Origin of the sequence: Caballeronia sp. LZ043, assembly GCF_031451075.1 — a bacterium.
Classification (GTDB): Bacteria; Pseudomonadota; Gammaproteobacteria; order Burkholderiales; family Burkholderiaceae; genus Caballeronia.
This window is the reverse complement of the sequence record NZ_JARUXT010000001.1, coordinates 2,499,435-2,519,746: the sequence shown is the minus strand read 5'-3', so window position 1 is coordinate 2,519,746 and position 20,312 is coordinate 2,499,435. Positions and strand designations below refer to the sequence as shown.

Below are 20,312 nucleotides of genomic sequence, written 5' to 3'. Positions count from 1 at the left end.
AGCCGGTTCGAGCGGGCCCGAAAGCGCCATCCCCGCACAATCGAGGCGCGGCCGAACGTGGCCCGCGCACAGTCCATGTCAGCGATAGAAATCCGAAACGTCAGGAAGCGCTACAAGGAGCTCCAGGCGCTCAAAGGCGTGAGCCTCACGGTCGAAGAGGGTGAATTCTTCGGTCTGCTCGGCCCGAACGGCGCGGGCAAAACCACCTTGATCAGCATCCTGGCCGGCCTCGCCCGTGCCGATAGCGGCACGATCTCCGTGCGCGGACACGACGTCGTCAGCGACTTTCGCGCGGCGCGCCGCGCGCTGGGCGTGGTGCCGCAGGAACTCGTGTTCGATCCTTTCTTCACCGTCCGTGAGTCGCTGCGGATCCAGTCGGGCTACTTCGGCCTGCGCCGCAACGACGACTGGATCGATGAAGTGATGGCCAATCTCGATCTCACCGAGAAAGCCGACGTCAACACCCGCGCGCTGTCGGGCGGCATGAAGCGCCGCGTGCTGGTGGCGCAGGCGCTGGTGCACCGGCCGCCGGTGATCGTGCTCGACGAGCCCACCGCCGGCGTCGATGTCGAATTGCGCCAGACGCTCTGGAAGTTCATCTCGCGCCTGAACCGCGAAGGTCACACCATCGTGCTGACCACGCATTACCTGGAAGAAGCCGAATCCCTGTGCGACCGCCTCGCGATGCTGCGGCGCGGCGAAGTCGTCGCGCTGGAACGCACGAGCACGCTGTTGCAGCGCTTCGCCGGCATGCAGCTTTACCTGCGTCTGGCGAATGGCCCGTTGCCCACCGAACTGCGTGCGCTCGAAGTAGATCCGCAGGCCGTGTCCGGCGCCCAGCATCTGCTGCGGCTCACGAGCTACGACGACGTCGAGCCGATCCTCGCCAAATGCCGCGCGGCCGGCTGCACCTTCGACGAAATCGAAGTGCGCAAGGCGGATCTCGAAGACGTGTTCATGCAGGTGATGAACGGGCCCGAAGTGGTCGAGGGACTTTCATGAGCGGTTTCCAGACGTTGTTCTACAAGGAGCTGCTGCGCTTCTGGAAGGTGTCGTTCCAGACCGTGCTGGCGCCGGTGGTGACGGCGCTCCTGTACCTGACCATCTTCGGTCATGCATTGTCGGGGCACGTGCAGGTGTATCCGGGCGTGGGCTACACGAGCTTTCTCGTGCCCGGCCTCGTGATGATGAGCGTGTTGCAGAACGCGTTCGCCAACAGCTCGTCGTCGCTGATCCAGTCGAAGATCACCGGCAATCTGGTGTTCGTGCTGCTGCCGCCCATCGCGCACTGGGAGATGTTCTTCGCCTATGTGCTGGCGTCGGTGGCGCGTGGGCTGTGCGTCGGGCTAGGCGTGTTCATCGTGACGATATGGTTCATCCCGATGTCTTTTTCCGCGCCGTTCTACATCATTGCGTTCGCGGTGCTCGGCTCGGGCATCCTCGGTACGCTGGGTCTGATCGCGGGCATCTGGGCCGACAAGTTCGACCATCTGTCCGCATTTCAGAACTTCCTGATCATGCCGCTCACGTTTCTTTCCGGCGTGTTCTACTCGACACATTCGCTGCCGCCGCTGTGGCGCGCGGTGTCGCATCTGAACCCGTTCTTCTACATGATCGACGGCTTTCGCTACGGCTTCTTCGGCGTCTCGGACGTGAATCCGCTGGTGAGCCTGTGCATCGTCGGCGCATTCCTGGCCGCGCTGGCGTTGATCGCCGTGCGCATGCTCGCGAGCGGCTTCAAGCTGCGTCATTAAATTCAAGGAGACTTCCATGCAACCGACTCCGGAGCAGGTGAAAGGCTATATCGCAGCCGGTCTCGCCTGCCAGCATCTCGAAGTGGAGGGCGACGGCCAGCACTTCTTCGCGACCATCGTGAGCGACGCGTTCGCCGGCAAGCGGCCGATCGCACGCCATCAGCTCGTCTATGCCGCGCTCGGCGAGCGCATGCGCGAGGAAATTCACGCGCTCAGCATGAAGACGCTCACGCCCGAGGAGTGGCAAGCGGCCTGAACCCGGCCGGCCATGCCGGCATCGCCGGGAGAATCACGCAGACATAGGCAGTAGACAGTGCGAATCATCAAAGACAACCGCGGCGTCGAAAGCGGCTCCGCAGCAGGAAGCTCGGTCGAAGGACACGTCATCATGGATAAACTGGTCATTACGGGAGGCACCCCGCTTTCCGGCGAAATCACCGTCTCGGGCGCCAAGAACGCGGCGCTGCCGATTCTTTGCGCAAGCCTGCTCACCGCGGACGACGTTCATCTGTCGAACGTGCCGAACCTGCAGGACGTGCGCACCACGCTCAAGCTGCTGAAACAGATGGGCGTGCAGTCGGAAGTGTCGGCGGACGGCCGCGTGACGCTCAATGCATCGAAGGTCGACAACCTCGTCGCGCCGTACGAGCTCGTGAAGACGATGCGCGCGTCGATCCTCGTGCTCGGGCCGCTGGTCGCGCGCTTCGGCGAGGCGAAGGTGTCGCTGCCGGGCGGCTGCGCGATCGGCGCGCGTCCGGTCGATCAGCACATCAAGGGCCTGCAGGCGATGGGCGCCGAGATCAACATCGAGCACGGCTTCATCGAAGCGCGCGCGAAGCGTCTGAAGGGCGCGCGCATCATCACCGACATGATCACCGTGACCGGCACCGAGAACCTGCTGATGGCAGCGGTCCTCGCCGACGGCGAGACGGTGATCGAGAACGCCGCGCGCGAACCGGAAGTGACGGACCTCGCGCAACTGCTCGTGAAAATGGGCGCGAAGATCGACGGCATCGGCACGGACCGGCTCGTGATCCAGGGCGTCGAGAAATTGCACGGCGCGCGGCATGCGGTCGTGCCGGACCGTATCGAAGCGGGCACGTTCCTGTGCGCGGTCGCGGCGGCGGGCGGCGACGTCACGCTGCGTCACGTCAGGCCGCATCTGCTCGATGCCGTGACGGCCAAGCTGCGCGAGGCGGGCGTGAGCATCGAGGAAGGCGACGACTGGATGCGCGTGCGCATGGCGCAGCGCGCCGAAGCGGTGAACATCCGCACCTCCGAATACCCGGCGTTCCCGACCGACATGCAGGCGCAGTTCATGGCGCTCAACACCATTGCCAACGGCACCTCGCAAGTGGTCGAGACGATCTTCGAGAACCGCTTCATGCACGTGCAGGAGCTGAACCGTCTGGGCGCGAGCATCACCATCGACGGCAATACGGCGCTGGTCGCCGGCGTCGAGAAGCTGTCCGGCGCGAAGGTCATGGCAACGGACCTGCGGGCCTCGGCCTGCCTCGTGATCGCGGCGATGTGCGCAGACGGCGAAACCTTGATCGACCGCATCTACCACCTCGACCGCGGCTACGACCGCATGGAAGCGAAGCTGACAGCGGTCGGCGCCAACGTGCGCCGTATCGCGGGCAGCGGAGGCGAACAATGAGTTCGTTGCCGCAGACGTCGTCGTCGCTGGCGGCGAGCGCGCCGCTGACGCTCGCCTTGTCGAAAGGGCGTATCTTCGAGGAAACGCTGCCGCTGCTCGCGGCAGCCGGCGTGCAGGTGGCAGAGGATCCGGAAAGCTCGCGCAAGCTCATTCTGCCGACCACCAATCCGAATCTCCGCGTCATCATCGTGCGCGCAACCGATGTCCCCACCTACGTCGAATACGGCGCGGCGGAATTCGGCGTGGCGGGAAAGGACGTGCTGATCGAACATGGCGGCGGTGGCCTGTATCAGCCGGTGGATCTGGATATCGCGCGGTGCCGGATGTCGGTCGCGGTCAAGGCCGGTTTCGACTACGCGAGCGCGGTGCGCCAGGGCGCGCGCCTGCGGGTCGCGACCAAGTACACCGAGACGGCGCGGCAGCATTTCGCGTCGAAGGGCGTGCACGTGGACCTGATCAAGCTGTACGGCTCCATGGAACTGGCGCCGCTGGTCGGGCTCGCGGATGCGATCGTCGACCTGGTCAGCTCGGGCGGCACGCTCAAGGCGAACAATCTGGTCGAGGTGGAGGAGATCATGCAGATTTCGTCGCGCCTCGTCGTGAATCAGGCGGCGCTGAAGCTCAAGCGGGCGGCGCTGAAGCCGTACCTCGACGCGTTCGAGCGCGCCACCGGCGGGTCAGGCAATTAGGCGGGCCGCACGCGCGGCGCGCCATCAGCAAAACGGAAAACCGGCATGTCCATCAAGATTCGCAAACTCGATTCCAGCACCGACGGCTTCCAGCAGGCGCTGCGCGCGGTGCTCGCCTTCGAGGCCAGTGAAGACGAAGCGATCGAGCGCTCGGTCGCGCAGATCCTCGCCGATGTGAAGGCGCGCGGCGACGCAGCCGTGCTCGACTACACCAACAAGTTCGACCGCCTGAAGGCGGACAGCGTGGCTGCGCTCGAACTGCCGTTCGCCGAGATGGAAGCCGCGCTCGAAGGACTCGAACCGAAGCGTCGCGCGGCGCTCGAAGCGGCGGCGGCGCGCGTGCGCGGCTATCACGAGAAGCAGCGCATCGAGTGCGGCAGCCATAGCTGGCAATACACGGAAGCCGACGGCACCGTGCTCGGCCAGAAGGTCACGCCGCTCGACCGCGCGGGCATCTACGTGCCGGGCGGCAAGGCGGCGTATCCGTCGTCGGTGCTGATGAACGCGATTCCGGCGCGCGTCGCAGGCGTGAAGGAAATCGTCATGGTCGTGCCGACGCCCGACGGCGTGAAGAATCCGCTGGTGCTCGCGGCGGCGCTGCTGGGCGGCGTGGACCGCGTGTTCACGATCGGCGGCGCGCAGGCCGTGGCCGCGCTCGCCTACGGCACGAAGACCGTGCCGGCCGTCGACAAGATCTGCGGCCCGGGCAATGCCTACGTGGCGTCGGCGAAGCGGCGCGTGTTCGGCACGGTCGGCATCGACATGATCGCGGGACCGTCCGAAATTCTCGTGATCTGCGACGCCACCACGGACCCGCGCTGGGTCGCGATGGACCTGTTCTCGCAAGCCGAGCACGACGAACTCGCGCAATCCATCCTGCTGTGCCCGGACGAGGCCTTCATCCGGCGCGTCGAGGAAGCGATCATCGAACTGCTGCCGGCGATGCCGCGCCGCGACGTCATCCTGCGTTCGCTGGAAGACCGTGGCGCGCTCATCAAGGTGAAGGACATGGCCGAAGCGTGCGCGATCGCCAACGACATCGCGCCGGAACACCTGGAAATCTCCGCGCTCGATCCGCATCAATGGGCCGCGCAGATCCACAACGCGGGCGCGATGTTCCTCGGCCGCTACACGAGTGAGAGCCTGGGCGACTATTGCGCCGGACCGAATCACGTGTTGCCCACCTCGCGCACGGCGCGCTTCTCGTCGCCGCTCGGCGTGTACGACTTCATGAAGCGTTCGAGCGTGATCGAAGTGAGCGCGGACGGTGCGCAGACGCTCGGCGAGATCGCGGCGGAACTGGCTTACGGCGAAGGCTTGCAGGCGCATGCGCGCAGCGCGGAATACCGGATGAAGAACGTCGGCTGAACGAGGCCGGCCCACTGAACGAGGCAACCTGAGAGTTGCCGTCTGACCGGCGAGAGAGACGCTGGAACAACATGACCACAGCACAAGACATCATTCGTCCCGACGTCCTCGCGATGGCGAGCTATCCGGTGCCCGACGCCACGGGCCTCATCAAGCTCGACGCGATGGAGAATCCCTGGACGCTGCCGGAGAGTCTCGCGAAGGCGCTGGGCGAGCATCTCGCCGGCGTCGCGCTGAACCGCTATCCGGCGCCGCGTCCCGCCGAACTGCTCGCGAAGATCAAGCGCACGATGCAGGTGCCCGATGCCTGCGACGTGCTGCTCGGCAACGGTTCGGACGAACTCATCAGCATGATGTCGGTGGCGTGCTCGAAGCCGGGCGCGAAGATCGTCGCGCCGGTGCCGGGCTTCGTCATGTACGAGATGTCGGCGAAGTTCGCGCATCTCGACTTCATCGGCGTGCCGCTGAAGGCGGACTTCACGCTGGACATCGATGCGCTGATCGCCGCCATCGAAACGCACACGCCCGCGCTCGTGTATCTCGCGTACCCGAACAATCCGACCGGCACGCTCTACGACGACGCCGACATCGAGCGCGTCATCGCCGCGGCGAGCCGGAGTCTCGTCGTGATCGACGAGGCGTATCAGCCGTTCGCGGAAAAGAGCTGGATGCCGCGCGCGGCGGAGTTCGACAACGTGGCCGTGATGCGCACCGTATCGAAGCTGGGGCTCGCGGGCATCCGGCTGGGCTACATGGCGGCGCGTCCCGGCTGGATCATGCAGTTCGACAAGGTGCGCCCGCCATACAATATCAACGTGCTGACGCAGGCGACCGCCGCCTTCCTGCTCGATCACCTCGACGTGCTCGACGCCCAGGCCGCCGAGTTGCGCCGCCAGCGCACGCAGCTCGCGGCGGAAGTCGCGGCCTTGCCCGGCATGACGGTTTTTCCGAGCGCCGGCAACTTCCTGCTGGTGCGCGTGCCGGATGCCGCGGTGGCTTTCGAAACCCTTTTGACTTCGCGGGTTTTGATCAAAAACGTGGGTAAAATGCACCCATTGCTGGCAAATTGCGTGCGTTTGACGGTCGGAACGGCTGAAGAAAACGCGCACATGGTCGCGGCGCTGAAAAAGCTCGCACCGCTCGCCCCAAACTAACCCCCACATTCGATCAGTCTCAAGGAATCACCATGCGCATTGCGGAAGTCGTTCGCAACACCAGCGAAACGCAGATCCGTGTGAAGCTCGATCTGGACGGCACCGGCAAGCAGAAGCTCGCCACCGGCGTCCCGTTCCTCGATCACATGCTCGACCAGATTGCCCGTCACGGGCTCATCGATCTCGACATCGAAGCGCATGGCGACCTCCATATCGACGACCATCACACGGTGGAAGACACCGGCATCACGCTCGGGCAGGCGGTGGCGAAGGCCATCGGCGACCGCAAGGGCATTCGCCGCTACGGTCATTCGTACGTGCCGCTGGACGAGGCGCTGTCGCGCGTCGTCATCGACTTCTCCGGCCGGCCGGGTCTCGAGTTCCATGTGCCGTTCACGCGCGCGCGCATCGGCACCTTCGACGTCGATCTCAGCATTGAATTCTTCCGCGGCTTCGTGAATCACGCGGGCGTCACGCTGCATATCGACAACCTGCGCGGCCTCAACACGCACCATCAGGTCGAGACCGTCTTCAAGGCCTTCGGCCGCGCGCTGCGCATGGCCGTGGAACTGGACGAACGCGCGGCGGGGCAGATTCCGTCGACCAAGGGCAGTCTCTAAGCGATCACGCTGTCCGGGAGCGCGCGTGCCGCGACCACGATGGATCTGTTCAAGTCGTTCATCTCGTTGCTCGCGCTGATCAATCCGATCGGCGCGATCCCGTTTTTTCTCAGCCTGACCTCGCAGCAATCCGATATCGAGCGGCGCAATACCATCCGCGTCGCGTCCATTTCGGTGTTCTGCGTGATCGGGGTGACGGCGCTGCTCGGTCAGCAGATCATCGCGTTCTTCGGCATCTCGGTGGGCTCGTTCGAAGTGGGCGGCGGCATCATCATGCTGCTCATGGCGATCAGCATGTTGAACGCGCAGGTCGGCAACGCGCGCTCCACGCCGGAAGAACGCATGGAAGCCGAGGAACGCAACAGCATCGCGGTCGTGCCGCTCGCCATTCCGCTTCTCACCGGCCCCGGCTCGATCAGCACGGTGATCGTCTATGCTGCCAATGCGCAGCACTGGTACGACCGCTTCGGACTGGTCCTGCTGGGCGCGATCATCGCGGGGCTGTGCTTCGGCGCGCTGAATCTCGCGGAGCCCATTGCGCGCTGGGTCGGACGCACCGGAATCAATATCGGGACGCGTCTCATGGGTTTGATGTTGTCCGCGCTGGCGGTGGAGTTCATCGTCAACGGTCTGAAGGCTCTGATGCCATCTTTGAAATGAAAACTTCGATTGCGATTGTTGATTACGGAATGGGCAACCTGCGCTCGGTCTACCAGGCGCTGAAGAAGGCGGCTCCCGAAGCGGAGGTGGCGATCGTCGCCCAGCCGGAAGGCATTCGCACGGCGGATCGCGTGGTGCTGCCGGGGCAGGGCGCGATGCGCGACTGCATGGCGCATCTGGGCGAATCCGGTTTGCAGGACGCGGTGCTGCAGGCGGCGCGCGAAAAGCCGATGCTCGGCGTGTGCGTCGGCGAGCAGATGCTGTTCGACTGGAGCGAGGAAGGCGACACGAAAGGCCTCGGCCTGCTGCCGGGCAAGGTCGTGCGCTTCCAGCTGGACGGCCAGCTGCAGGACGACGGCTCGCGCTTCAAGGTGCCGCAGATGGGCTGGAACCGCGTGCGCCAGACGCAGCGGCATCCGCTGTGGGACGGCGTCGCGGACGGCGCGTTCTTCTATTTCGTGCACAGCTACCACGTGGTGCCGGCGAATCCGGCGCATACGTCGGGCGAAACGGTCTACGGCGCCGCGTTCACGTCGGCAGTGGCGCGCGACAACCTCTTCGCCACCCAGTTTCACCCCGAGAAGAGCGCGGAGGCGGGCTTGCGCGTGTATCGGAACTTCGTTCACTGGAACCCGTAAAACCGTGCATACGCTTGCGTTTGCGCGTATTGCTACGGGCGCATGACCGCTGCAAGACTTGTACTACACTAGCGAGACGGCGCGCGGGGCAGGCCTCCGCAAGGGCACCGGCCCGGCGCCGTTTTGATCAACTCCACCCAGAAGATACGCGATACCTATGCTGCTCATTCCGGCCATCGATCTCAAGGACGGTCAGTGCGTGCGCCTCAAGCAGGGCGATATGGACCAGGCGACCATTTTTTCAGAAGATCCAGCGGCCATGGCCCGACATTGGGTCGATCGCGGCGCACGGCGGCTTCATCTCGTCGATCTGAACGGCGCATTCGCAGGCAAGCCGCGCAACGGCGACGCGATCCGCGCCATCGTCGATGAAGTCGGCGGCCAGATCCCCGTGCAGCTGGGCGGCGGCATCCGCGATCTCGAGACCATCGAGCGCTATCTGGACGACGGCCTCGCCTATGTGATCATCGGCACGGCGGCGGTGAAGAATCCGGGTTTCCTGCGCGATGCCTGCAGCGCGTTCGGCGGACATATCATCGTCGGGCTCGACGCCAAGGACGGCAAGGTCGCCACCGACGGCTGGAGCAAGCTGACCGGTCACGAAGTCGTCGATCTCGCGCGCAAGTTCGAGGACTACGGCTGCGAGTCGATCATCTACACCGACATCGGCCGTGACGGCATGCTTCAGGGCATCAACATCGACGCCACCGTGCGGCTCGCGCAGTCCGTCAAGATTCCGGTGATCGCGAGCGGCGGCCTGTCGAACCTGGCGGACATCGAATCGCTCTGCGAGGTCGAGTCGGAAGGCATCGAAGGCGTGATCTGCGGCCGCGCGATCTACTCCGGCGACCTCGACTTCCAGTCGGCCCAGACGCGCGCCGACGCGCTGCGCGAGGCCGACGGCGCCTGAAGCCGTTGCAGCGCGGACATGTTGAGAAGCGCATCGGGCGGCGCGAGCCGCCCTCACTTCGTACCGAACCAGTAGTGGCAGAACATGGCTCTCGCTAAACGCATCATTCCCTGTCTCGACGTGACCGCGGGCCGCGTCGTGAAGGGCGTCAACTTCGTCGAGCTGCGCGACGCCGGCGATCCCGTCGAAATCGCGCGCCGCTATGACGACCAGGGCGCCGACGAACTCACCTTCCTCGACATCACCGCCACCTCGGACCAGCGCGACCTGATCCTGCCGATCATCGAGGCCGTCGCGTCCCAGGTGTTCATTCCGCTGACCGTCGGCGGCGGCGTGCGCGCCGTGGAAGACGTGCGGCGCCTGCTCAATGCCGGCGCGGACAAGATCAGCATGAACTCGTCGGCGGTCGCGAACCCGCAGCTCGTGCGCGACGCCTCGGACAAGCACGGCTCGCAATGCATCGTGGTCGCCATCGACGCCAAGCGTGTGTCGGCGGACGGCGAACCGTCGCGCTGGGAAGTCTTCACGCACGGCGGCCGCAAGGCGACCGGCATCGACGCGATCGAATGGGCGCGCAAGATGGCCGAGTTCGGCGCGGGCGAAATTCTCCTGACCAGCATGGACCGCGACGGCACCAAGTCCGGCTTCGATCTCGCCCTGACGCGCGCCGTCTCGGACGCGGTGCCGGTGCCGGTGATCGCGTCGGGCGGCGTGGGTTCGCTCCAGCATCTCGCGGACGGCGTCGTGCAAGGTCATGCGGACGCCGTGCTGGCCGCCAGCATCTTCCACTACGGCGAGCACACGGTCGGCGAAGCGAAGCGCTTCATGGCCGGGCAGGGCATCGCGGTGAGGACCTGAAGCATGACTGATAACGCCAGCTGGCTCGACCACGTCAAATGGGACGCGAACGGCCTCGTGCCGGTGATCGCGCAGGAAGCCTCGACCAACGACGTGCTGATGTTCGCGTGGATGAACCGCGAGGCGCTCGCGAAGACCATCGAACTCAAGCGCGCGGTGTATTTCTCGCGCTCGCGCCAGCGCCTGTGGTTCAAGGGCGAGGAATCCGGACACGTGCAGCATGTCCACGACGTGCGGCTCGATTGCGACGAAGACGTCGTGCTGCTCAAGGTCGAGCAGGTGTCGGGCATTGCGTGCCACACCGGCCGCCATTCCTGTTTTTTCCAGAAATTCGAAGGCACGGCGGACAGCGGCGAGTGGGTTGCCGTCGAGCCCGTGCTGAAAGACCCCGAACGCATCTACAAATGACGCAAGCCACCACGCTGGACACGTTGTTGCGCCTTGCCGCCGTCATCGACGGCCGCAAGGGCGGCGATCCGGAACAATCCTACGTTTCGCGACTCTTTCACAAAGGTGACGACGCGGTCCTGAAGAAGATCGGCGAGGAAGCGACGGAGGTCGTGCTCGCCGCGAAGGACGCGCGACATGGCGGCGCGCCGAAGGCGCTCGTCAGCGAAGTCGCCGATTTGTGGTTTCATTGTCTCGTGATGCTGTCGCACTTCGACTTGAGCCCTGCCGACGTGATCGCGGAACTGGAGCGGCGCGAAGGTTTGTCGGGAATCGAGGAGAAGGCGCTGCGCAAGTCGCGCGAGCGCGAGCAGAACGGCGGCTGACGAGCTTTTCGCCTAGATGCGAAGGAGGGCAAGCATGAACCGGCCTTATGAACCGTATCCGCCGCCTGTCGTGCAGGATTCGAGCGATCCGCGCAACATGCGCACCTTCACCCATGTGCTGTACGCGCTGTACGCCGTCTACTGGCTGACGGGCGGGCTGACCGGCCTGATCGCCATCATTCTCAACTACATCAAGCGCGGCGACGCCGCCGGCACGCCGTACGAAGATCACTTCACCTGGCAGATCCGCACGTTCTGGTGGGCGCTGCTCGGCCATGTGATCGGACTCGTGACGATCTGGATCGGCGTCGGCTTCCTGATTCTTGCCGCGGTCAGCATCTGGACGCTTTACCGCGTCGTCAAGGGCTGGCTGTTTCTCTACGAAAACAAGACGATCGAACCGCGTGCGTGGTTCTGATCCACGGAACATTCATGAGCCAAGACAACTGCATCTTCTGCAAGATTGCTTCGGGCCAGTTGCCGAGCACGAAAGTCTACGAAGACGATGAATTCGTTGCCTTCAACGACATCAATCCGGCGGCGCCGGTGCACGTGCTGGTGATTCCGCGGAAACATATCGAGACACTTTCGCACTGCACGGAAAGCGATAGTCCGCTGCTTGGTAGAATGGTGAGCCTCGTCGGACGGCTGGCGAAGGAACTGGGCGTGGCCTACACGGGCGGCGAAACCGGTTTTCGCACGGTCATCAATACCGGGCCGGGGGGCGGTCAGGAGGTGTATCACATTCATGCGCATCTGCTGGCGGGCGACCGTCCGTGGCGCCGGATGGGATAAAACTGAAAGGTTTGTTGGCTTTCTCCTTTCCAATGAAATATTGGGCGAGCAAAATCGATAATTGATGCAGAGGCGACCTGTCTCGGCACGGGCTGAAAGGCCGACCTTCCGTCGCGGAATCCCAATCGGGGCGGAATCACGGAGAGTTTTCATTCATGGGTTCGTTGAGCATTTGGCATTGGTTGATCGTTCTGTTGATCGTGGCGCTGGTCTTCGGCACGAAGAAGCTGCGTAACATCGGCGGCGATCTGGGCGGCGCGGTGAAGGGCTTCAAGGAAGGCATGCGCGAGAATGAAACGGCTGCCACTCCGGCCGACCAGCGCGAACTGCCGCGTAACGGCGCGGTGGACGTCGAAGCGAAGGACAAGTCCCGTTCGGGCGACTACCGTTAATCCGTCCGCCGACCGCAACTCTTCACAGCTCGTTCAATGCTCGATCTCGGTCTGACAAAAATGGCGGTCATCGGCGTCGTGGCGCTGGTGGTCCTCGGGCCGGAGCGCCTGCCCGGCGTGGCCCGCACGGCGGGCGCGCTGTTCGGGCGCGCGCAACGCTACATCAACGACGTCAAGTCGGAAGTCGTGCGCGAGATGGAGCTCGACGAACTCAAGAAGATGCGCACCGAGTTCGAGACGGCGGCGTCCAACGTCGAAACGTCGATCCACGAGAATCTGAAGCGCCACGAAACCGAACTCAACGACGCGTGGAATCAGGGCACGTCGGTCGCGCCGAGCATCGCGGGCGGTGCCGATGAAGCGGTGGACATGGCGTCGGCTGGATCGGACAAGCCCTGGGCGCAGTCGTCGTCCACTTCGGGCACGGCGAAGCGCAAGAACTGGCGCGTCAAGCAGGGCGCAATCCCCAACTGGTACAAGCGCACCACCGTGCATCGCACGCGCGTGCAATCGGGCGCGGCGCGCGTTGCCCGCCATACCCCGGCCACCCTGCGCCGGCCGACGAAGTTCTTCTGAGAGCCGCACTTCCTTCACCGATGACTCCAACCGAGGGCGGCGTGAGCGACCCGCAAGAAACAAAGCAAGAGCCCGTCGAAGAGACGTTCATTTCCCATCTCGTCGAACTGCGTGACCGCATCATTCGCGCGGGCGCGTCGGTCATCGTCGTGTTCATCGGGCTGGTGTACTGGGCGCCGGACATTTTCCGGCTGCTGGCGCGCCCGCTGATGCAGAACCTGCCGCGCGACGGCAAGATGATCGTCACCGACGTCACCGGCTCGTTCTTCGTGCCGATGAAGGTGACCATGCTCGTCGCCTTCGTCATTGCGCTGCCGTTCGTGCTGTACCAGATCTGGGCGTTCGTCGCGCCGGGTCTATACCAGCACGAGAAGAAGCTGGTCGCGCCGCTCGTGTTCAGCAGCTATTCGCTGTTTCTGTGCGGCATGGCGTTCGCCTATTTCGTCGTGTTCCCGACCATCTTCCGCGTGATGGCCCATTACAATGCGCCGCTCGGCGCGGAAATGACGACGGATATCGACAACTATCTGAGCTTCGTGCTGACCATGTTCCTTGCGTTCGGCGTGACCTTCGAGGTGCCGATCGTCGTGGTGCTGCTCGCGCGCATGGGCGTCGTGTCCATTCAGAAGCTCAAGCAGATCCGCCCTTACGTGATCGTCGGCGCCTTCGTCATTTCGGCGGTGGTCACACCGCCCGACGTGTTCTCGCAACTGATCCTCGCCATTCCGCTGGTGATTCTCTATGAGGCCGGCATCATCGCGGCGCGGATGGTGATCGGCAAGGATGGCGTCAAGAAGGACGAAGCGGCAACGGAATAGCCGAACGGGTGCGGCCGATTGTCGCGCCCCACGCGCTCATGCAAATAAAAAGGCAGCTTCGAGTCATCGAAGCTGCCTTTTTCGCCATTCAGACGCGGCGCCGCTTACTCGTCGTTCTGATCGCCCTGATCGTCTTCCGGCATCTGCGGCGCGCGCGGCGGCGCGGGGCGCTTGCCGATCATCACGTTGACGTCGAGCTCCTTGTTCTTGCGCATCAGGTGAACCTTCACCGAGGTGCCCGGCTTGATCTGTGCAACGACGTTGAGCAGGCGCGTGGTGTCGGTGATCGTGTCGTCGTTGATGGACACGAGGATGTCGCCCGGCTTGATGCCGGCCTTGTCGGCCGGGCCGCCTTGCAGCACGCCCGCAACGATCGCACCGGCCTTCTGGTCCAGCCCGAACGATTCGGCGATCTCCGGCGTCACATCCTGCGGCTCCACGCCGATCCAGCCGCGCGTCACGCTGCCCGTCGTGATGATGCTTTCGAGCACGCTGCGCGCAGTGGACACCGGAATCGCGAAGCCGATACCGAGCGAGCCGCCGCTGCGCGAGTAGATGGCAGTATTGATGCCGAGCAGGTTGCCGTTGACGTCGACGAGCGCGCCGCCGGAATTGCCCGGGTTGATGGCCGCGTCGGTCTGGATGAAGTTCTCGAACGTGTTGATGCCGAGGTGATTGCGGCCGAGCGCGCTGACGATGCCCATCGTGACCGTCTGCCCGACGCCGAACGGATTGCCGATCGCCAGCACGACATCGCCGACGCGCGTCTGGTCCATGCGGCCGAGCGTGATGGACGGCAGGTTGGTCATGTTGATCTTCAGCACCGCCAGATCGGTTTCCGGATCGACGCCGATCACCTTTGCGCTGGACGTGCGGCCATCGGCGAGCGCAACCTCGATTTGATCTGCGCCGTCGACGACATGCTGGTTCGTTAGAATGTAACCTTCCGAGCTGACGATGACACCTGAGCCGAGATTCGACGCCGGCGGCTCGTCGCTCTTGCGCTTGTTCTTGTCACCGAAGAAATAGCGGAACAGCGGGTCTTTCGCGCGCGGGTCGGGCGGCAGGTTGCCGTCCTTGCTGGAGAACACGTTCACGACGGCCGGCATCGCCTTTTGCGCGCCTTCCGAATAGGACGATTGAACGGGGCGTGAGCCGATGCTCGGCGCCACTTCCTGCAACGCGACGATCGGCTCGGCAAGCTGCTTGCCGAACTGGCCCTGGCGCTGAAGCCACTGCGGTTTCAAGGTCGCAATGATGAACATCAGGGCCAAAAGCACGGTGACCGCTTGGGCAAAAAATAGCCAGAAGCGTCTAAGCATTTGAAGGGATAGAGGATTTCATGGATCGGATCGAACTCGAATTGTATCTGAACAATCTGCTGGAAATCGGCCGCTTCAAGGACTATTGCCCGAACGGTCTGCAGGTTGAAGGCACGCGCCGCGTGCAGAAGATCGCGACCGGCGTGACGGCCTCGCTGGCGTTCCTCGAGGCCGCGCTGGAATGGGGCGCCGACACCGTGCTCGTGCATCACGGCTACTTCTGGCGCAACGAGGCGCCGCAGATCACGGGGCGCAAGCATCGCAGACTGCGCACGCTGATCGCCAACGACGTCAACCTGTTCGCCTACCACCTGCCGCTCGATTCGCATCCGGAGTTCGGCAACAATGCGCAGATTGGTGCGCGGCTCGGGTTGATCGCGGACAACCGTTTCGCCGACCAGGACCTGGGCTGGATCGCGACGCTCGGGATGCCGCTCTCGCTCGAGCACTTCAGCGCGATGGTCGAGAATGCGCTCGGCCGCAAGCCGCTCGTATTCGGCGATGCGGACCGCGAACTGCGCCGCGTGGCATGGTGCACCGGCGGCGCGCAAGGCTATTTCGACGAAGCCATCGCGGCCGGCGCCGACGTGTATCTGAGCGGCGAAGTCTCCGAGCAGACCATGCACACGGCGGCGGAATCGGGCGTCGCGTATATCGGCGCGGGTCATCACGCCACCGAACGTTATGGCGTGCAGGCGCTGGGCGCACATCTCTCGGAGCAGTTCGATATCGAGCATCTTTTTATCGACATCGATAACCCGGTTTAATGCGCCATTAAGTCGCAGCATCGATTATTTCTGCTTGCAACCGCCTTAACAGCGTTAAAAGAATGCTTCACGAGATTGCGCGAAAAACGTGGGGAAAACCCTGAAGCATCAATTACTTCGAGTGATTTTTGCTAGTCAGCCCTTGTAAATGCCAAGTCCATTCGCGCACACTAACGGCGGAACACTGATGTGACGGTATAAATCCAACTCAGAAGTGGGGCGTGTGATGCGAGACAAGGATGAGAAACGCGTCGACGGCGGCCGCCGTACCTGGCTGATTGCGACGACCGTAGCAGGTGGTGTCGGAGGTGTGGCAACGCTCGTGCCCTTCGTGGGCTCGTTCGCTCCATCGGAGAAGGCCAAGGCGGCGGGCGCGCCCGTCGAGGTCGACATCAGCGGACTCAAGCCGGGCGAAATGATGACGGTTGCCTGGCGCGGCAAACCGGTGTGGATCCTCAACCGCACCGACGAGATGCTCGCGGACATCAAGAAGGCCGACAACGAAGTGGCCGACCCGAAGTCCAAGATGGAATTCTCGATGCCGTTGCCGGAGTACTGCAACAACGAGTATCGGTCCCGTGCCGATCGCAAGAACATTCTCGTGGCGGTCGCCGTGTGCACCCATCTGGGCTGCACGCCGACGCCGCGCTTCCAGGAAGGTGCCCAACCCAATCTCCCCGATAACTGGCCGGGCGGTTTCCTCTGCCCGTGTCACGGCTCCACGTATGACCTGGCGGGCCGCGTCTTCAAAAACAAGCCTGCGCCGCAGAACCTGGACATTCCCCCGTTCATGTTCACTTCCGCGACGCAACTCGTGATCGGCAAGGACGAAAAGGGAGAGGCGTAAATGGCGACCGCAGACAAGGAAGTGGAGACTACGGGCCTGATCGGCTGGATCGATCGCCGGTTTCCGCTGACCTCCACGTGGAAGAAGCACGTTTCCGAATACTACGCACCGAAGAACTTCAACTTCTGGTACTTCTTCGGCTCGCTTGCCATGCTGGTGCTGGTGAACCAGATCGTCACCGGCATCTTCCTGACGATGAACTACAAGCCCGATGCGACGCTCGCGTTCGCATCGGTCGAGTACATCATGCGCGAGGTGCCATGGGGCTGGCTCATCCGCTACATGCACTCGACGGGCGCCTCGATGTTCTTCGTCGTCGTCTACCTGCACATGTTCCGCGGGCTGATATACGGCTCGTACCGCAAGCCGCGCGAACTCGTGTGGATTTTCGGCTGCGCCATCTTCCTGTGTCTCATGGCCGAGGCGTTCTTCGGCTATCTGCTGCCGTGGGGGCAGATGTCGTTCTGGGGCGCGCAGGTGATCGTGAACCTGTTCTCGGCGATTCCGTTCATCGGGCCGGACCTGTCGCTGTGGATTCGCGGCGATTACGTCGTCTCCGATGTCACGCTGAACCGCTTCTTCGCGTTCCACGTCATTGCAATTCCGCTGGTGCTGCTGGGTCTGGTGGTCGCGCATCTGGTCGCGCTGCATGAAGTGGGCTCGAACAATCCGGACGGCATCGAGATCAAGGCGAAGAAGGACGCGAACGGCATCCCGGTCGACGGCATTCCGTTCCACCCGTACTACTCCGTGCACGACTTCATGGGCGTGAGCGTATTTCTGCTGATTTTTGCGGCGATCATCTTCTTCGCGCCGGAAATGGGCGGGTATTTCCTCGAAGCGAACAACTTCGTGCCGGCCAATCCGTTGCAGACGCCGCCGGAAATCGCGCCGGTCTGGTATTTCACGGCTTTCTACGCGATGCTGCGCGCGACCACGGATCCGTTCAAGATCGTGCTGATGATCGTGATCGCGGTGCTTGGTTTGCTCGCGTTGCTGAAGGCGCGCGGCAAGTGGCGGCTGGGCCTGCCGGTGCTGGCGGTGCTCGTGCTGATCTTCATGGCGCTGACCGAATCGAAATTCTGGGGCGTGGTGGTGATGGGCGCGGCGGTGGTGTCGCTGTTCTTCCTGCCGTGGCTTGACCGCAGCCCGGTCAAGTCGATCCGTTACCGGCCGCTGTTCCACAAGGTGTTCTACGGGATCTTCGTGTTCGCCTTCCTGCTGCTGGGCTTTTTGGGAACGCGACCGCCATCGCCCGCCGCGACGCTGATCGCGCAGATCTGCGCGCTGATCTACTTCGCGTTTTTCCTCGGCATGCCGTTCTGGACGCCGCGCGGCAAATTCAAGACGCCGCCGGAGCGAGTGCACTACAAACCTCACTGAGCTCACGTCCGGAGACGAATACGATGAAAAAATGGCTCTCTACAATATCGATGATCGGTGCGGTGCTGTTTGCGTTCGGAACGGCGACGACGGTGCATGCCCAGGAAGGCGCGGTCCTGGATCGCGCGCCGGACAGTTCCGACAATCTTGCGTCCCTGCAGCATGGCGCCCAGATTTTTGTAAACTACTGCCTGAACTGCCATAGCGCGACGCTGATGCGGTACAACCGGCTGACCGACATCGGCCTCAGTGAGAAGCAAATTCAGGAAAATCTGCTCTTCACGACGGACAAGGTCGGCAATACCATGTCCATAGCGATGCGTCCGGATGACGCGAAGGCGTGGCTCGGCGCGGCGCCGCCGGATTTGTCGGTGGAGGCGCGGGCGCGCGGCAAGGACTGGTTGTACACGTATCTGCGGAGCTTCTACCGTGATCCGACCCGGCCCACCGGCTGGAACAATCTCGTGTATGAGAACGTCGGCATGCCCCATGTGTTGTGGACGTTGCAGGGCATCCGGGACGCCAAGTTCGAGATTGACGTCGACGAGCACACTGGCGAAAAGGTAAGAAGATTCGTGGGTTACACTCAGGTTACACCAGGCGCCATGTCGTCCGTGGATTATGATTCTGCTGTAGCCGATCTCGTTTCGTACATGTCGTGGATGTCGGAACCTGCGCAGCAGACGCGCAAGCGGCTCGGCGTCTGGGTTCTGCTGTTCCTGGCGCTCTTGAGTTTCCTCGCGTGGCGCCTGAACGCGGCATACTGGAAAGATATCAAATAGCGCGCCTTCAACGGCGTGGGTCGGCGCGACGGCGTTTTCTCAGGAAAATGCCGCGGCCGGCCCTTCGAGTTTACTGAAGGAACTTTAAAAACATGATGGTTCTGTATTCCGGCACTACTTGCCCGTTCTCCCAGCGCTGCCGGCTGGTGTTGTTCGAAAAGGGCATGGATTTCGAGATTCGCGACGTTGACCTGTTCAACAAGCCGGAAGACATCGCGGTGATGAATCCGTATGGCCAGGTGCCGATTCTCGTCGAGCGGGACCTGATCCTGTACGAGTCGAATATCATCAATGAATACATCGACGAGCGTTTTCCGCATCCGCAGCTGATGCCCGCGGATCCTGTGCAGCGCGCACGGGCGCGGCTGTTCCTGCTCAATTTCGAGAAAGAGTTGTTCGTGCACGTCGGGACGCTCGAGAACGAGAAGGGCAAGGCGGCCGAGAAGAATCACGAGAAGGCGCGCAGTGCCATCCGCGACCGTCTCACGCAGCTCGCACCGATCTTCCTGAAGAACAAGTACATGCTGGGCGAAGAATTCTCGATGCTCGACGTGGCAATCGCACCGCTGTTGTGGCGTCTGGATCACTACGGCATCGAGCTGTCGAAGAATGCAGCGCCGTTGATGAAGTATGCCGAGCGGATCTTCAGCCGACCGGCTTATATTGAAGCGCTGACGCCTTCCGAAAAGGTGATGCGTCGCTAGTCTGAGAGCGTTGGGACGCGGCGGCGCGCACTTGTGCGGCGCGGCGCTCCCGGCGGAGGAAAGTTGATGCAAGAGATTTCCACCAAGCCTTATCTGCTGCGCGCGCTGTACGAATGGTGCACGGATAACGGGTTCACGCCACACATCGCGGTGCGGGTCGACGCGGCTACGCGCGTGCCGCGGCAGTTCGTCCGCAACGACGAGATCGTGTTGAACATCAGCTTCGAGGCGACGAGCCAGTTGCAGATGGGCAATGAATGGATCGAGTTCAGCGCGCGGTTCTCTGGCAAGTCGCACAAGATCGAAGTGCAGGTGGCGAATGTGCTCGCCATTTATGCACGAGAGAATGGGCAGGGCATGGCCTTCCCGGTCGAGCCGGCGGCGCATCCTGGCGCGGAACCGGTCGGTGCGCCGCTTGCGCCGCGTCCCACCGAGCGCGCTCCTCGCCAGGTTGGGGAATCGCCGGGCGAGGCAGCCGATGCCGCGCGCGAAGAGCCGCAGTCCGGGCTCGAAGAAGACGCTTCGAAATCGGCTGTGAGGTCCCACCTCAAAGTCGTCAAATGAAGTAGAATCTCGTCCTTCGCCGGCTTAGCTCATCAGGTAGAGCGCTTGACTTGTAATCATGAGGTGGCGGGTTCGAGTCCTGCAGCCGGCACCAAGCTTGAGGTCGACGGGCCGTGTGAAGTCCACACGGCCCGTTTGCATCAAGTGAGGCGGATCGACGCAAAGCAGTTTTGGTCGATAAGGAAGTTCGAATTTCTTGTTGACAGACTTCAAAACGTTGTTCATAATCTCGTTTCTCTGCTGCTGATGCAGCGACGCAAGACGGAAGTGCAGTGGTT

General features: G+C 63.1%; 26 protein-coding genes and 1 tRNA gene. 26 read left to right on the top strand and 1 reads right to left on the bottom strand.

Annotation, left to right across the window (positions count from 1 at the left end):
* Positions 1 to 75 precede the first annotated feature (75 nt).
* The 19 genes from QCE64_RS11445 (at position 76) to tatC (ending at position 13,665) form a co-directional block, all read left to right on the top strand.
* Positions 76 to 1,002, top strand: coding sequence for an ABC transporter ATP-binding protein (locus QCE64_RS11445; RefSeq protein ID WP_309931127.1), 927 nt, complete (start codon positions 76 to 78; stop codon positions 1,000 to 1,002).
* On the top strand, positions 999 to 1,754 hold the full coding sequence (locus QCE64_RS11440; RefSeq protein WP_309833534.1) for an ABC transporter permease: 756 nt from the start codon (positions 999 to 1,001) through the stop codon (positions 1,752 to 1,754). Before QCE64_RS11445 ends, QCE64_RS11440 begins: the two co-directional genes overlap by 4 nt.
* Positions 1,755 to 1,770: 16 nt before the next feature.
* Entirely contained in the window at positions 1,771 to 2,010 is a 240-nt protein-coding gene (locus tag QCE64_RS11435; RefSeq protein WP_309810225.1) for a BolA family protein, read from the top strand.
* Positions 2,011 to 2,142: 132 nt separating this feature from the next.
* The gene (murA, locus tag QCE64_RS11430; protein WP_309918748.1) at positions 2,143 to 3,414 is read left to right on the top strand and encodes a UDP-N-acetylglucosamine 1-carboxyvinyltransferase; all 1,272 of its coding nucleotides are present in this window, start codon (positions 2,143 to 2,145) and stop codon (positions 3,412 to 3,414) included.
* The gene (gene hisG / locus QCE64_RS11425) at positions 3,411 to 4,103 is read left to right on the top strand and encodes an ATP phosphoribosyltransferase (RefSeq protein WP_310003841.1); all 693 of its coding nucleotides are present in this window, start codon (positions 3,411 to 3,413) and stop codon (positions 4,101 to 4,103) included. The genes murA and hisG overlap by 4 nt, the downstream gene beginning before the upstream one ends.
* Before the next feature lie 45 nt (positions 4,104 to 4,148).
* The gene (gene hisD / locus QCE64_RS11420; RefSeq protein WP_309918744.1) at positions 4,149 to 5,471 is read left to right on the top strand and encodes a histidinol dehydrogenase; all 1,323 of its coding nucleotides are present in this window, start codon (positions 4,149 to 4,151) and stop codon (positions 5,469 to 5,471) included.
* A 71-nt stretch (positions 5,472 to 5,542) separates the two neighbouring features.
* Positions 5,543 to 6,625 (top strand): histidinol-phosphate transaminase, encoded by a 1,083-nt coding sequence (hisC, locus tag QCE64_RS11415; protein ID WP_310003839.1) that lies wholly within the window; start codon positions 5,543 to 5,545, stop codon positions 6,623 to 6,625.
* A 32-nt stretch (positions 6,626 to 6,657) separates the two neighbouring features.
* The gene (gene hisB / locus QCE64_RS11410; RefSeq protein ID WP_310003837.1) at positions 6,658 to 7,245 is read left to right on the top strand and encodes an imidazoleglycerol-phosphate dehydratase HisB; all 588 of its coding nucleotides are present in this window, start codon (positions 6,658 to 6,660) and stop codon (positions 7,243 to 7,245) included.
* A gap of 39 nt (positions 7,246 to 7,284) precedes the next feature.
* The gene (locus tag QCE64_RS11405) at positions 7,285 to 7,905 is read left to right on the top strand and encodes an NAAT family transporter (protein ID WP_309810208.1); all 621 of its coding nucleotides are present in this window, start codon (positions 7,285 to 7,287) and stop codon (positions 7,903 to 7,905) included.
* Positions 7,902 to 8,543 carry an imidazole glycerol phosphate synthase subunit HisH gene (gene hisH, locus QCE64_RS11400; RefSeq protein WP_310003835.1) on the top strand — a complete coding sequence of 214 codons (642 nt, stop codon included), beginning with the start codon at positions 7,902 to 7,904 and terminating at the stop codon, positions 8,541 to 8,543. Before QCE64_RS11405 ends, hisH begins: the two co-directional genes overlap by 4 nt.
* Before the next feature lie 157 nt (positions 8,544 to 8,700).
* Positions 8,701 to 9,453 carry a 1-(5-phosphoribosyl)-5-[(5-phosphoribosylamino)methylideneamino]imidazole-4-carboxamide isomerase gene (hisA, locus tag QCE64_RS11395; RefSeq protein ID WP_309810203.1) on the top strand — a complete coding sequence of 251 codons (753 nt, stop codon included), beginning with the start codon at positions 8,701 to 8,703 and terminating at the stop codon, positions 9,451 to 9,453.
* Positions 9,454 to 9,537: 84 nt separating this feature from the next.
* Positions 9,538 to 10,311: an imidazole glycerol phosphate synthase subunit HisF gene (gene hisF, locus QCE64_RS11390; protein ID WP_309810200.1), complete on the top strand. Its 774-nt coding sequence runs from the start codon at positions 9,538 to 9,540 to the stop codon at positions 10,309 to 10,311.
* 3 nt (positions 10,312 to 10,314) lie between these two features.
* A complete protein-coding gene (gene hisI / locus QCE64_RS11385) occupies positions 10,315 to 10,719 on the top strand; it encodes a phosphoribosyl-AMP cyclohydrolase (protein WP_309810197.1) in 405 nt (134 codons plus the stop codon).
* Complete coding sequence (locus tag QCE64_RS11380) at positions 10,716 to 11,084, top strand: phosphoribosyl-ATP diphosphatase (protein ID WP_309810192.1); 369 nt, start codon at positions 10,716 to 10,718, stop codon at positions 11,082 to 11,084. Before hisI ends, QCE64_RS11380 begins: the two co-directional genes overlap by 4 nt.
* Before the next feature lie 34 nt (positions 11,085 to 11,118).
* Positions 11,119 to 11,502, top strand: coding sequence for a hypothetical protein (locus tag QCE64_RS11375; RefSeq protein ID WP_309810190.1), 384 nt, complete (start codon positions 11,119 to 11,121; stop codon positions 11,500 to 11,502).
* A gap of 14 nt (positions 11,503 to 11,516) precedes the next feature.
* Entirely contained in the window at positions 11,517 to 11,879 is a 363-nt protein-coding gene (locus QCE64_RS11370; RefSeq protein WP_309918737.1) for a histidine triad nucleotide-binding protein, read from the top strand.
* 155 nt (positions 11,880 to 12,034) lie between these two features.
* Positions 12,035 to 12,271, top strand: coding sequence for a Sec-independent protein translocase subunit TatA (gene tatA / locus QCE64_RS11365; protein WP_309918734.1), 237 nt, complete (start codon positions 12,035 to 12,037; stop codon positions 12,269 to 12,271).
* A 36-nt stretch (positions 12,272 to 12,307) separates the two neighbouring features.
* Positions 12,308 to 12,847 carry a Sec-independent protein translocase protein TatB gene (tatB, locus tag QCE64_RS11360; RefSeq protein WP_309918728.1) on the top strand — a complete coding sequence of 180 codons (540 nt, stop codon included), beginning with the start codon at positions 12,308 to 12,310 and terminating at the stop codon, positions 12,845 to 12,847.
* A 41-nt stretch (positions 12,848 to 12,888) separates the two neighbouring features.
* Entirely contained in the window at positions 12,889 to 13,665 is a 777-nt protein-coding gene (tatC, locus tag QCE64_RS11355) for a twin-arginine translocase subunit TatC (RefSeq protein ID WP_309918725.1), read from the top strand.
* A 104-nt stretch (positions 13,666 to 13,769) separates the two neighbouring features.
* On the opposite strand, the gene QCE64_RS11350 is transcribed toward tatC, so the two are convergent.
* Positions 13,770 to 14,987: a Do family serine endopeptidase gene (locus QCE64_RS11350; protein ID WP_310003832.1), complete on the bottom strand. Its 1,218-nt coding sequence runs from the start codon at positions 14,985 to 14,987 to the stop codon at positions 13,770 to 13,772.
* 20 nt (positions 14,988 to 15,007) lie between these two features.
* Between QCE64_RS11350 and QCE64_RS11345 the strand changes: the two genes are divergently transcribed.
* The 7 genes from QCE64_RS11345 (at position 15,008) to QCE64_RS11315 (ending at position 20,128) form a co-directional block, all read left to right on the top strand.
* Complete coding sequence (locus tag QCE64_RS11345) at positions 15,008 to 15,754, top strand: Nif3-like dinuclear metal center hexameric protein (protein WP_309810175.1); 747 nt, start codon at positions 15,008 to 15,010, stop codon at positions 15,752 to 15,754.
* Positions 15,755 to 15,980: 226 nt separating this feature from the next.
* A complete protein-coding gene (gene petA / locus QCE64_RS11340; RefSeq protein ID WP_309833512.1) occupies positions 15,981 to 16,601 on the top strand; it encodes a ubiquinol-cytochrome c reductase iron-sulfur subunit in 621 nt (206 codons plus the stop codon).
* Positions 16,602 to 17,984, top strand: coding sequence for a cytochrome bc complex cytochrome b subunit (locus QCE64_RS11335; protein WP_310003830.1), 1,383 nt, complete (start codon positions 16,602 to 16,604; stop codon positions 17,982 to 17,984).
* 23 nt (positions 17,985 to 18,007) lie between these two features.
* The gene (locus QCE64_RS11330) at positions 18,008 to 18,766 is read left to right on the top strand and encodes a cytochrome c1 (RefSeq protein WP_310003828.1); all 759 of its coding nucleotides are present in this window, start codon (positions 18,008 to 18,010) and stop codon (positions 18,764 to 18,766) included.
* Positions 18,767 to 18,858: 92 nt separating this feature from the next.
* On the top strand, positions 18,859 to 19,470 hold the full coding sequence (locus QCE64_RS11325; RefSeq protein ID WP_008344155.1) for a glutathione S-transferase N-terminal domain-containing protein: 612 nt from the start codon (positions 18,859 to 18,861) through the stop codon (positions 19,468 to 19,470).
* A 66-nt stretch (positions 19,471 to 19,536) separates the two neighbouring features.
* Complete coding sequence (locus QCE64_RS11320; protein ID WP_310003825.1) at positions 19,537 to 20,034, top strand: ClpXP protease specificity-enhancing factor; 498 nt, start codon at positions 19,537 to 19,539, stop codon at positions 20,032 to 20,034.
* A gap of 18 nt (positions 20,035 to 20,052) precedes the next feature.
* A tRNA-Thr gene (locus QCE64_RS11315) sits at positions 20,053 to 20,128 on the top strand.
* The last annotated feature ends 184 nt before the right edge of the window (positions 20,129 to 20,312 follow it).